Consider the following 12,002-nt stretch of genomic DNA (forward strand, 5'->3'; position numbering starts at 1 on the left):
CGCTTATCCTATCGTTAGCCCCTATTCGAAGGCAACAGGTTAACGACGAACAACTTCACGATCGCGAGCGCGAGAATCGTGACGAAAATGAAATGCATGCCTTCGGCCATCTGAATGGCCGTATCGTCCGTTGCCACCCGATTAAGCAGCATTCCGAACACGGCAACCGCGATCGTCTGTCCGAGCGTTCCCATGAACGAGTTGGTCGACGTCGCAACGCCGCGCATGTTCCCTGCAGCAGAATTCTGAATCGTAACGATAGCCGGAGTCGTAATGCACCCCATCCCGAATCCGATAATCGCGACGATCCCGATAACATGCCAATAAGGCGATGAAATGTCCAACATATATAGCCAAATAGCTCCTCCGGCCACGATGATCGTACCTAACAACATGAATATTTTCGCCCCGAAGCGGAACATGTATCTGCCCGACAAATTCGACGTAATCGGCCATGCGAGCGACATCGGCATCAGCATCAAACCCGATTTCGTGGCGCTGAGACCCATTACGGTCTGAACCCACAGGGGGATGTAGATCGTTACGCCGGCTACGATGCAGAATCCGACAAAAGCTAGCGCATATGGAACGGCAAGCCGTCTCTCGCGGAACAACACGAGCGGAAGCATCGGTTCCTTCGCTCTCGACTCGATCCAAAGGAAGGCCGCGAGAAATACCGCTGCCACCGCGAACAAACCGAGTATCGTCGCGGAATCCCAGGCATAAGTTCTTCCGCCGGTCATCACGGCCAACAGCAAGCAGGAGACACTGACGGTAAAAGCAAAAGCGCCCAAGTAATCGATGCTCTTCTTCACTTTGGAGAATCGCTCGCGAAGGAAGCCGAACACGAGAATGAACGAAAGCGCGCTCACGGGCACGTTCATAAAGAAAATCCAACGCCAGGAAATCGAATCGACGAAGTAACCTCCGACGAACGGACCGACCAACCCCGCAATGGACCACATCGAAGATAAAACGCCTTGAACTTTGCCGCGTTGCTCTCCGGTATACAAATCTCCGATAATCGTGAACGTGACCGGCGTCAGCGCTCCCGCTCCGATACCTTGAATCGCCCGGAACCAGATCAATTCCGTCATCGTCTGGGCCGCGCCGCATAGAATCGATCCCGCCAGGAATAACACGAGACCGATCGCGAATATCCATCTACGTCCGAATAGGTCCGCCAGCTTGCCGAAGATAGGCGTAGTCACGCAAGTGGTGAGCGTATAGATCGAGAATATCCAACTGATCAGGCTTAACCCGTTCAAGTCTTTGGCGATGCTGTTCGTCGCCGTTGTTACGACCGTCGCGTCCAATGCCCCGATAAACAGGGCGGCGAGCAGACCGATCGTAACGAATGTGCGATTCGTTTTCATTTCCGACATTACCATCCAACTTTCCCTTGAAAATTATTATTGCCCCGTTCCGGGTCATAATCGCGCGGCATAATCGCATAATTATCCGCGAATATATTGAAAAAGGCCGAGGACAGAGTCCCCCGCCTTTTCCTTATTCCAATTCGTGATTGGGATGCTCCTGGATCACTTGGACGGCTTTCGTAAGTTCCCTTAGAATGTCCGATTGGAGCTGAGGTTCTTGGTAGAGCGCCTTAACGTAAGCTTCTCCCGCCTGGCTCGAAGTATAATGAGGAGGCACGTGATTCAACGTTAACGATAAAATATCGATCCTACACTTCTCGCAATGACATTTTAACAGCCCTGTTTTGACATAGTGATCTTCGAATAGGTGGCCTACGATCGGCTCCATTACGTTCAGTATGGACGTATCTCGGGAAAAAATCATAGTATGTACACTCTCCGTTATGTAAGGAAATCTGCGACTTTCCTATTATACCACAAATCCCCATCGGCTTCGGAGACGCTATTGGAGATCTACATGCAGCTTCATGCATCTTCATGCGTCTTTGCTTTCGCAAGACATGCCTGGCATATGCATGATTTGTTCAGTCGGTCGGCCGGAATTCGCTTAAAGATATCCTCGGGGAATTCCGCTTTGGAGCACCAACAGGCTCCCTGGGGCAAACCCGCTAGATTGCCGCAGTCGTTATCGCGGCCGCAAAGGGGACAATTATTGGCATTGGTCGTTTCCTCGGACAAGTTCATGCACTCCGTTCCCGTGTCGATTAATTTCTAGCCTTAAGGAATTGAACGGCGGCGGCGATATCCGCTTCCGGATTCGCGCCGACCTCGCGTTCGATCGTCAAGTAGCCCTCGTAGCCGATATCCCGAAGCGCCTTTAAGTAACCGTCCCAATCAACGCCGCCCGTACCGAGCGGAACTTCGCGGAAGGCATCTCCCGATTCGGCATCCCGCGCGATCTTCGCGTGGTCGAGCGGATCGAACCCAAGCGCTCCGTAGATCAGGCGAGGATCGACCTCGCGAAGCCGGATCCCGTCCTTCGCATGCGTGTGAACGATATAGTCTCGCAGCGTATATACGCCTTGCACCGGATCGTCGCCCGTTACCATCACCATATTCGCGGGGTCGAAGTTGACGGATACGCCTTTCGATCCTAGACCGTCCAAGAAGCCCTTCAAGTGCGCCGATGTCTCGGGGCCGGTCTCGATGGCGAAATAGGCATTCATGCCCTTCGCGTAACGGCTTAACTCCGAACATGCGACATGCATCGATTCGTATACTTCGCTATTCCTGTCTTCTGGTACGATTCCGATATGAGTCGTGACTATGTTCGTGCCGAGCTCTACGGCCAGATCCAGAATTCTTTTAGACTTCTCTATTTTCGCGGCGTTAGCGGATTTGTCCTGGAAGCCATGGCCGCCTAGATCCCCGACCAAAGCGGAAACCTGCAAACCCAACGATTCGATGTACGACTTCCATCCTCTCCGTTCGGAGGCGGACAGGTTAGCCGGATCCATCTCGCCTTCGACCGCATAGATCTGCACGCCGTCCGCACCTAGCGCCTGCGCCTTTTTCAACCCTTCGCGCACTCCGACTCTGAAGCTGTCCACGATAACCCCGACTTTCCAGGGTACTATGATCTCGGCCATTGTCATCTCGCTCCTTCGGTGGATTCGATTTGTTTCCATATCCGCTTTGCGTTGTTCAGCGCCAGCTTCGTTGCGCTCACGCAAGGCTCCATGCCTTCGAATTCGATCGACAAGTACCCATCGTAGCCGGAGTCTCTAACGATCGTCAATGCCGCCCGGATGTCGAGATCGCCATGTCCGACGATAGCCCCTCGCAAATAAGCGCCGCCGGAAGACCGGAACCAGCCTTCGCCCGGATCCGCGACAGACGGTCTCCTGTAGAAGTCTTTCGCATGAACGATAGACGCGTACGGAATATTGCTTCGCACCGCGACGACCGGATCTTCGTCGACGCATACGAAGTTGCCGATATCGAGCGTCGTTCGGAAATTAGGTCTGTCGACCGCGTGAATAAGCGCCTGCACCCGATCGCTCGCCTGTACGTAATAACCGTGGTTTTCCACGCTCGTCGTTATTCCGTATTGCGCGGCGTAATCCGCGATTCGGCGGCAGGCTTCGGCCAGCTTGGGCAAATCCCGATTAAACTGCTTGATCGAGCGATCCTCGGAATTCGCGACATCGTGGCGCATTAGCTTTGCCCCTAGCGCGGCCGCGATGTCGACTTCCCGCTTCACGCGTTCGATCTCTTGCTCGAAGGCTTGATCGTCAAGACCGGCGAAATTGGCGCCGATCGCATAGTTGGAAACTTCGATTCCCGCCTCCGCCGCTTTGTTCTTAATCAAGCCGATCAGCTCCGGATTCGCCGTCAGATCATAGCCTAGCGGCACGATCTCGACGTGTTCCCCGCCCATCTCGGCGATTAGTCCGATCGCTTGAACGACGTCAAGCTCGCCCGCTTGCATCGCTTGCCAGAAGCAATACGTGCTTATTCCGAATTTCATATCCGAATCTCCTCGCCTTTCGCGGCGGATTCGTAGATCGCGCTCAATATTTTCGTAATCTCGATGCCGTCCTCGACCGGACTGATCTGCGAAGCTCCGCCGGCGATGCAATCGATAAAATGGTCAATTTCGCCTTGGAATGCGGGAGCTCCGCTGAAGCCAGCCGCGCTGTCCGTTTGCGGTTGTACGTTCAAGATCGTATTATGCTTCTCCGTGACGATCGAGACCGTCGGGTCGATCTCGAATCCGCCTTTATCTCCATATAGCTTAACGTAGCCTTCGTCTTGCTTCGCATGTAGCGTATAACTCACGTCGACCAATAGCGAAGCGCCGTTCTCGAAACGGATAAGCGCGTTCGCCAAATCTTCAACCGTATTTTTGGAAGCATCGTAATCGGCCGCTTTGTAAAAAGACAAATGCTCGATGTTCGCCCGATTGCCCAACTTACTGTAGGTATTCGCGCTGACCGTCTTCGCCTTCGGACGCCCCATCAAATACCAGCACAGATCGATCACGTGCACTCCGATATCGATGAGCGGCCCGCCTCCGGAACGATCGACGTCCGCGAACCAGCCTCCCGGGTTGCCAAGACGGCGAATCGTGGAAGCTTTGGCGTAATAAAGCTCCCCAAATTCTCCTTCGTCGGCGAACCTGCGAAGCATTTGCACGTTCGGATCATATCTGCGTACGAATCCGACTTGAAGCAGCTTGCCGGATTTCCGTACGGCTTGCTCCATGGCGAGCGCTTCTTCCACCGTGCGCGCCATCGGTTTTTCCACAAGCACGTGTTTGCCCGCTTCAAGCGCGGCGATGCCGATCGAAGCGTGCGTGTTGTTCCATGTGCAGATGCTGACCGCGTCAATATCGGGATCCGCCAAGAGCTCGCGGTAATCCGAATAAGACTTGTCCGCTCCGTATTTGGCGGCGACTTGCTTAGCCCTCGTTTCGTTTACGTCGCATATCGCGACGATGATCGAGCGGGGATTGCTAGCGTAGGCATTCAGATGATACTCCGAGATCGATCCGGTTCCAATGACGCCGATGCGAAACGGTTTCATACGGTTCAACACTCTCCTATGGCTTGGCCCTATCGTTATCCTTCTTAATTCGTATTATAATGGGATTAACCGCGTTCGCCATGAATAACCATGCTCTATATTTGCACGATCGTGCGGCTCTAGGAGGCGTTGAATTGGAGAAGCTGGCTGCTTTGCGCGAGCACATGCCGATGCCCGATCCGTCATTCCCGATCAAGATCCATCCCGCCGGGAACCAGGGCTTGGCTGAGGGCGCGACATTATTCCCCCATCACTGGCACGAACATATGGAATTCCTGTATTTCGTCTCGGGAAAAGCGACGATAGAGTGCGGTTCCGTCCCTTTTTCCTTTCAAACCGGCGATCTATGCGTCGTAAATAGCAACGAGCTGCACTACGGAATCAGCGGTTCGGAAGATTTGTCTTATCATGCCATGATCGTCGACATCTCTCTGCTCCATAGCCATTCCGAGGACGCCATCGAGACGAAGTTCATCGCCCCGATTACCCATAACCGGATTCTCTTCCAGAACCGGATCTCCGATGACGCGGAAATTACGCGTAACCTACATGCAATCATCGGGGAACTGGAACGGAAGGAACTCGGATACGAGCTCGCGATCAAGTCGCACCTCTACGGACTCCTCGCTCTGCTGGTCCGCAAGTATGTCTCGACGCTGCGGGAGCAGGACGAATACCGTACGCGCCTGAAGGAATTAGAGAGACTTGCGCCCGTGTTTTCCTACATCGACGAGCATTATAAAGACAAGCTGACCGTGCAGCGGTTAGCTGACCAGGCTGGACTTAGCCGTTTCCATTTCAGTCGGCTGTTCAAGCGAATAACGGACAAATCGCTCGTCGAATACTTGAACCTGGTGCGCATCAACAAATCAGAGAGCCTGCTCCGCAGCAAGCGGTTGACCATTTCCGAGATCGCGCTGGCTACGGGGTTCAACGATATTTATTATTTCAGCCGCACGTTCAAGAAGCTCAAGAAAGTGTCCCCCTCGGAGTGGCGCAATATCGAGGCTTGAGCTTCGGCTTTCACCCTCCATCCCGTTTCATGCGTCCATCTCTTAACGCACCATCCGGTTTTTCGTAAAACGGTTCGCGTAAGACGAGGCCACGCAAGCATCCGGCTTCACGCGAGGCGCGTACATCCCCATCGCTTCGACCCGATCCACCATCTCCTGCACGTACATCGCCGTCTTGTTGACGACCGGCTCCGTTCCCGCGTCGATATCGATGAACGTCTCTAGCATCGCGCCTTGATAGAGGTACGGCAATAGCGGCTCCTCCATCCGGCTTACCGCCTTCGAGTCGAAATATCCCGCCACCCGCTGCGAGAACGACGTCTCCAGCGTTAATTTTTCCCGAATCGAATTCAACTGTCTCGGAATCGCCAACTGACGGTAACAAGCCCATGCCCCTCTCCCGATCCGATGAATGACGATTCCCGTGACGAATTTCGTTTGTCCGCGATGGACTTGGCTATCCGTTCCGATCACGAACTGGTATGCGCCCTTCGGGTCCTTGGAAATGAAACGCACAATCCGCTCTAGCACATGGTCAAGACTCATATCGATCTCGGACAAATTCTGAAAGCATAGTTCATCCCACGTCGAGATCGTGCTCATCATCGTCATCGCTTTCACCTCTGTCCCGCATGCTGTCTTACATAAGTTATTGTATGGCGATGCAGCGCCGGCTCGAACCGCCGCGAAGGCTGTTTCTTAACCGAATCCGGGGGGCTTGTTTGTCGAATGATTTTACTCGTTCGTCGAAGATCACTATAATTAGTAAAGTAGATTTCAACTTTCTGCCCAACCGAAGGGGATCATATGGATAAAAAAGTACTGGTCATGACAGCAGTCGATGCGGAAAAAGAGGCCATTCAGCGCGGATTGCGAGGGGATAGTCGGTTCGATGTCGTGGCGGCGGGAGTGGGGCCGGTTGCCGCCGCCGTTAGTACGGCGATGGCGTTAAGCTCCGCCTCTTCGCCGTATTCGCTTGTCATTAGCGCGGGAATCGCGGGCGGATTCGTCGGTGCGGCTCCGGTCGGCTCGCTCGTCGTTGCCAGCGAGTCGATCGCCGCCGATCTTGGCGCGGAAACTCCGGACGGCTTCGCCGCGGTGGACAAGCTCGGCTTCGGTACGAACCGACTGCCCGTAAACCGGGAGCTCGCGCTCGGATTAACGGATAGGCTTACCGCGGCCGGATGGGTCACTTGTTATGCGCCCGTCCTGACTTTATCCACGGTTACGGGAACGGCGGAGACAGCCGCCGAGCTGGCCAAGCGCGCGCCCGGCGCCGCCGCGGAAGCGATGGAGGGCTACGGCGTCGCCGAAGCCGCTCATCGTGTCGGAATTCCATTCTTGGAAATACGCGCAATCTCGAACGCGGTAGGGCCGCGCGACAGGTCCGCCTGGAAGCTAGGCGATGCCTTCGCCGCGCTCGAAGCCGCAGGTACTCATCTAACGGAGGTCATCTTATGAAAATCGCCTACTCTCCTTGCCCGAACGATACATTCGTCTTCCATGCCCTCGTGCATGGATTAGTGCCGGACTCTCCTTCCTTCGACGTTACCTACGCCGATATCGATATTACGAACAATCTTGCGGCAACGAACAACGAGCTCGACATTCTCAAAATCTCTTATGCCGCATTGCCATGGATTTTACCTGAATACAAGCTTGTCCCTTGCGGCGGTGCGCTCGGCCGAGGCTGCGGCCCGCTCGTGCTAACGGCAGGCTCCTCTCCGAACAGTGCCGCCGACCTGTCCGGCAAGCGCGTCGCAGTGCCGAGCGAACGCTCGACGGCTTATTTGCTGTTCCGCTTATGGGCTGCGCAGAACGTTCCCGGCGGCGTCGGCGAGATCGTCGTCATGCCATTCCACGAGATCATGCCGGCCGTTCGCGACGGCTTGATCGATGCCGGACTCGTTATCCACGAAGCGCGGTTCACGTACGGCAATTACGGACTTGCTCAAGTCGTCGATCTCGGTAGCTGGTGGGAATCCGATACCGGCTTGCCTATTCCGCTTGGCGCGATTATCGCCCGCCGCTCCTTGGACCTCGAGCAAATCCGCGGTTGGATTCAAGCATCCGTTCATTATGCATGGGAGCATCCGGATGCGTCGCGGGAATACGTCATGGCCCATGCCCAGGAGATGGATGCCGGCGTCGCGCAATCGCATATCGATCTGTACGTGAACGAATTCACCGCGGATCTTGGGGACGACGGCTTCGCCGCGGTCTCCACCTTGCTGCAACGGGCTATGGACGAGGGACTCGTGCCGCGGATGGATCTCGCATCGCTTCGTTGATCGCAATCAAAAAAACCTCCGGAACCCGCGCTAAACTGTGCTAGCGGATTCCGGAGGTTTTTCATTTGCTCGTTCATTTATTTGGGGGATCGACTAAGATACCGTGATAGAAAATCGTCGTCAATTGTTCTTTAACCGTCTGGATGTTGCCCATCTGAAATAACGCATCGGTTCGGGACACGTATTCTTTAAGAAACCTGAGGAACGACATGACCACGATCGGGGATAAGTCTTTGCGAATTTGACCCTTCTGCTGGCCTTCGAGAATAAGTTGCTCGAATCGGGGCATCGCTTGGCCCATTCCGGTTTCGAGGATCTTGTCCATCAGTTGCGGATATCCCGACTGTAAATCCTTTATGAAAGCTTCGGATATCTCGATGTTCATGAAGCGCGAATCCGCCAGCTTATTCAAGGCATCCAACGGATCGCTCGCTTCGCGTACCGCGCGATCGAACAACGCCATGCTTTCGGCGATCACGTCGTCGATTACGGCGTCCAGCAGACCTTCTTTGTTGCCGAACGTATTGTATAAAGTCATTTTGGATACGGGGACGGCTTCGGCGATTTGTTCCATGGACACGTCTGAAATCCCTTTGCCGAGAAACAGCTTTTTCCCCGTATGAATGATGGCTGCGCGCTTGCGGCTCATGCTTCCTCGCCCCTTCGGTACTATCTTACAAGTCCCGCTTCAAGAGCGCAACCCAGCCCGCGGCGCTGCCGAGCGCGAATAAAGCCGCCGCAGTTACGATCGCCCCGGCATTCATGCCCCCGCCTTGGCTTAGGGAAAAAGCGTCGAACAAATGGAAGAGGCTGATCTTGGCCATCCAGTCCAGACGATCCCCGAAACCCGCCATCAGATTAAACAGAAACATGAGCAGAACGATTCCGATACCCAGAGACAACCCCGAGCGTTCCGAAGAAAGCCATGGCGTAAGAGCATACCCGATTCCCATGAAAGCTAGGGCGATGAACAATCCCGCGGCGGCTACGCTTGTAACGGCACCTACATCCGTGAGCGAATCCGTTACTTTGCCCGCGATGATCGTCGCAGCGTAAGCCGCGATCGAAATCGCGATAACTTGCGCGACATGCGAGCCCCATTTGGCCCAATAGATTGCCGTCCGGCTGCGAGGCAGGGTAAACAGAAATTCAGCCGTTTGCCGGTCGCGTTCTTTTACTATGCCTCCGATCGACCAGTTCATGGCGAAGAATCCTAGCAACAAGACGTAGAACGTATAAGGTTCGCTCGATATCCAGCCTTCGAACGTAGAGAAGCTTTCCGGATGAATGCCGAAACCCTCAAGCATGCCTTGGGGCATCTGTTTCATCATCTTCTCCATATCAGGATTGTTCAGATAGAGATGGCCTATTCCCGCGAATAATGCTTGCAGAAATACCACCGCCGCGGCTCCGATCCAGAAACTGCGCCTATTCTGGCGCGATTCGAACATCGCGAAGTGCAACATTTTATCGTTCCCCTCCTTCGCGATCTTCGGTCTTCCGATACTCATCCATGAACCGTTCCTCCAGCGTAGGTCGCCTTATATTCAGATCCGCAAGCGGCTTATCCGCTAACAGCTTAAGAGTTTCCTGCAAAGACTCCCCGATATGGAACACATGGTGCCCCTGCGAGAATTGCGCCTCCGGATCCAACCGCAACAATCCGTAGGCCTCTCTAAGGTCGCCTTCCGCTTGAAATTTCGCTTCGATTCGGTGTCCGCCCTTTGCCGTGATTTCCTCTACCGTCGCCACGTTCACGAGCTTTCCCTCCCGAATAATGGCTACCCGGTCGCATAGCTTCTCGACTTCCGTCAGCACGTGCGTCGAGAAAAACACCGTCGTGCCGCGCGTCTCGTTCAACTCGCGCAACAAAGCGTAAAATTCTTGCTGCATAAGCGGATCGAGTCCCGACGTCGGCTCGTCGAGGACGAGCAGCTCGGGCTCGTGCAGAATGCTCAGGAGAATGCCGAGCTTCTTGCGGTTCCCTAGCGAATACGATTTGATCTTGGCTTTCATATCCCATTGGAGACGCTCGGCGTATTTCAGCGCGGGAGAACGCGCCAGGTCGACGCCATGAGCCGCCGCCGCGAATTCGAGCGCTTGCTTGCCCGTCATGTCCGGATAAAGCCGGATTTCCGAAGGTAAATATCCGATGCGCCGGCGAAGCTTCGGATGATCGCCCGCGATTCGCGTACCTAGAACGAAAAGCTCGCCGGAGGTGGGCGCGATCAGTTGCAACAGCATGCGAATTGTCGTCGATTTCCCTGCCCCGTTCGGGCCGATGAATCCGAAGATTTCTCCCTCCCTAACCTCTAAATCCAAGCTTTGCACGCCTTTGCCGTTTCCATACCTTTTCGTAAGCTGTCGTGCTTGGATTACCGACATGATCGCGCCTCCGATTTATACTATTTTAATGATTGTAGTATAAAATATGCTCTTTATACGATAAATAGTCAACCTAATTGTACGAGATGATGTACCCGCGTCACTCTTTAGCAAACTCCATTGCGACAATTAATGCGGGCAAAAGTTCGGCAGTCGGCGTTATCAGCTTCGACAACCGTATTAGGTTGCTGCGGCGTGTGGCTGATAGCGGAACAGGCTTCCGTTATTTCGGTGGCTTGGGCTACGGCGTGGATGATAGCGGAACAGGCTTCCGCTATTTCGGCGTATCGGGTTACGGCGTGGCTCATAGCGGAACAGGCTTCCGCTATTTCGGCGTATCTGGCTACGGCGAAGCTGATAGCGGAACAGACTTCCGCTATTTCGGCGTATCGGGTTACGGTGTGGCTCATAGCGGAACAGGCTTCCGCTATTTCGGCGAATTGGGCTATGGCGTGGCTCATAGCGGAACAGGCTTCCGCTATTTCGGTGGATTGGGCTAAGGCATGGATAATAGCGGAACAGACTTCCGCTATTTCGGTGGATTGGGCGATATGGTGGTCATTAGCGGAATGAGGTTCCGTTATTTCGTCGAATTGGGCTAACCCGAGGCTGACAGCGGAACAGGTTTCCGCTATTTCGGCGGATTGAGAGATGAGGCAGATCAGCGCGCGATGTGTGACGGTCGGAGGTCGATGTGTGATGGTTGGGATGTAGAGTTTACGGTTCGGAGTTCGATTTGTGATTTTTCGGAGGTCGATGTTTGATTCGGATGTAGAGTTTACGGTTCGGAGGTCGATGTGAAAGTTTAAAGGTCAATGAGATTATAGCGAGTTAGGTTGAGGGTGCAGCTTCAATTTCTAAATACGTGTGTAAGTATATTGAAGCGATTCTCACCTCGAAGTATTAGCGGTCTTTTATGCCGCTATAAATCGGTTAAGGACTGGAATGGGACTGATAGCGGCAACTTTTACCGTTATATGAGTGGAAAATCGCTATAATCGCCGTTGGAGATGACTTTAGCGACAATAAGGGACGTTATTCAACAGGAAGTCCCCTTAATTGAAGTAATAGCGGCAATAAATGCCGCTAAATGATTCAAGACGTCGAGCTGGACCAGCGTCGCGGGTTCGCAGGTCGGCTTTCGACGCTCGTCGCAGGTCGGCTTTCGACGCTCGTCGCCGATCAGCTTTCGAGGCTCATCTCCGATCTCTCTTCGTCGGTCATCGGTCGTCGGTCGCCGGGCAATCGCCGCACTAACATTCAGCGGTCAATCCCCCCAGCTATTGCGGTTTAACCGTCACCATTCGCCGCTCGTTCCTTAAACCGTCAGCCTTCACTTCACCTTA

At 54.1% G+C, this 12,002-nt stretch carries 14 protein-coding genes; 4 read left to right on the forward strand and 10 right to left on the reverse strand.

What is annotated here, in order from left to right:
* Positions 1-14: 14 nt before the first annotated feature.
* The 6 genes from D7Z26_RS24215 to D7Z26_RS24240 form a co-directional block, all read right to left on the reverse strand.
* Positions 15-1,376, reverse strand: a complete 1,362-nt coding sequence (locus D7Z26_RS24215; protein WP_233567182.1) for an MDR family MFS transporter — start codon at positions 1,374-1,376, stop codon at positions 15-17.
* Between the two features lie 133 nt (positions 1,377-1,509).
* Positions 1,510-1,803: a late competence development ComFB family protein gene (locus D7Z26_RS24220; RefSeq protein WP_120979617.1), complete on the reverse strand. Its 294-nt coding sequence runs from the start codon at positions 1,801-1,803 to the stop codon at positions 1,510-1,512.
* 101 nt (positions 1,804-1,904) lie between these two features.
* Entirely contained in the window at positions 1,905-2,123 is a 219-nt protein-coding gene (locus tag D7Z26_RS24225; RefSeq protein ID WP_120979618.1) for a cysteine-rich CWC family protein, read from the reverse strand.
* A gap of 20 nt (positions 2,124-2,143) precedes the next feature.
* Positions 2,144-3,028, reverse strand: coding sequence for a sugar phosphate isomerase/epimerase family protein (locus tag D7Z26_RS24230; RefSeq protein ID WP_120979619.1), 885 nt, complete (start codon positions 3,026-3,028; stop codon positions 2,144-2,146).
* A gap of 2 nt (positions 3,029-3,030) precedes the next feature.
* Positions 3,031-3,909, reverse strand: coding sequence for a sugar phosphate isomerase/epimerase family protein (locus tag D7Z26_RS24235; protein WP_120979620.1), 879 nt, complete (start codon positions 3,907-3,909; stop codon positions 3,031-3,033).
* Positions 3,906-4,967 (reverse strand): Gfo/Idh/MocA family protein, encoded by a 1,062-nt coding sequence (locus D7Z26_RS24240; protein WP_120979621.1) that lies wholly within the window; start codon positions 4,965-4,967, stop codon positions 3,906-3,908. Before D7Z26_RS24240 ends, D7Z26_RS24235 begins: the two co-directional genes overlap by 4 nt.
* 134 nt (positions 4,968-5,101) lie before the next feature.
* Between D7Z26_RS24240 and D7Z26_RS24245 the strand changes: the two genes are divergently transcribed.
* The gene (locus tag D7Z26_RS24245) at positions 5,102-5,980 is read left to right on the forward strand and encodes an AraC family transcriptional regulator (protein ID WP_120979622.1); all 879 of its coding nucleotides are present in this window, start codon (positions 5,102-5,104) and stop codon (positions 5,978-5,980) included.
* Between the two features lie 42 nt (positions 5,981-6,022).
* Here D7Z26_RS24245 and D7Z26_RS24250 read toward each other — a convergent pair whose 3' ends face one another.
* Positions 6,023-6,592, reverse strand: a complete 570-nt coding sequence (locus D7Z26_RS24250; protein ID WP_407643549.1) for a ribonuclease H-like YkuK family protein — start codon at positions 6,590-6,592, stop codon at positions 6,023-6,025.
* Between the two features lie 195 nt (positions 6,593-6,787).
* On the opposite strand from D7Z26_RS24250, the gene D7Z26_RS24255 reads away from it, so the two are divergent.
* Entirely contained in the window at positions 6,788-7,441 is a 654-nt protein-coding gene (locus D7Z26_RS24255) for a futalosine hydrolase (RefSeq protein WP_120979623.1), read from the forward strand.
* On the forward strand, positions 7,438-8,271 hold the full coding sequence (locus D7Z26_RS24260; RefSeq protein ID WP_120979624.1) for a 1,4-dihydroxy-6-naphthoate synthase: 834 nt from the start codon (positions 7,438-7,440) through the stop codon (positions 8,269-8,271). The genes D7Z26_RS24255 and D7Z26_RS24260 overlap by 4 nt, the downstream gene beginning before the upstream one ends.
* A gap of 73 nt (positions 8,272-8,344) precedes the next feature.
* Here the strand turns inward: D7Z26_RS24260 and D7Z26_RS24265 are convergent, their stop codons facing one another.
* The 3 genes from D7Z26_RS24265 to D7Z26_RS24275 are packed head-to-tail and all read right to left on the reverse strand — an operon-like array spanning position 8,345 to position 10,656.
* Positions 8,345-8,920, reverse strand: a complete 576-nt coding sequence (locus D7Z26_RS24265) for a TetR/AcrR family transcriptional regulator (RefSeq protein WP_120979625.1) — start codon at positions 8,918-8,920, stop codon at positions 8,345-8,347.
* A gap of 25 nt (positions 8,921-8,945) precedes the next feature.
* Positions 8,946-9,782: an ABC transporter permease subunit gene (locus tag D7Z26_RS24270; protein ID WP_120979626.1), complete on the reverse strand. Its 837-nt coding sequence runs from the start codon at positions 9,780-9,782 to the stop codon at positions 8,946-8,948.
* Entirely contained in the window at positions 9,739-10,656 is a 918-nt protein-coding gene (locus tag D7Z26_RS24275) for an ABC transporter ATP-binding protein (RefSeq protein WP_120979627.1), read from the reverse strand. Before D7Z26_RS24275 ends, D7Z26_RS24270 begins: the two co-directional genes overlap by 44 nt.
* Before the next feature lie 197 nt (positions 10,657-10,853).
* Between D7Z26_RS24275 and D7Z26_RS24280 the strand changes: the two genes are divergently transcribed.
* On the forward strand, positions 10,854-11,156 hold the full coding sequence (locus D7Z26_RS24280) for a hypothetical protein (protein WP_147423895.1): 303 nt from the start codon (positions 10,854-10,856) through the stop codon (positions 11,154-11,156).
* The last annotated feature ends 846 nt before the right edge of the window (positions 11,157-12,002 follow it).

The sequence above is a fragment of the Cohnella endophytica genome (assembly GCF_003628305.1).
GTDB classification, from domain to species: Bacteria; Bacillota; Bacilli; order Paenibacillales; family Paenibacillaceae; genus Cohnella; species Cohnella endophytica.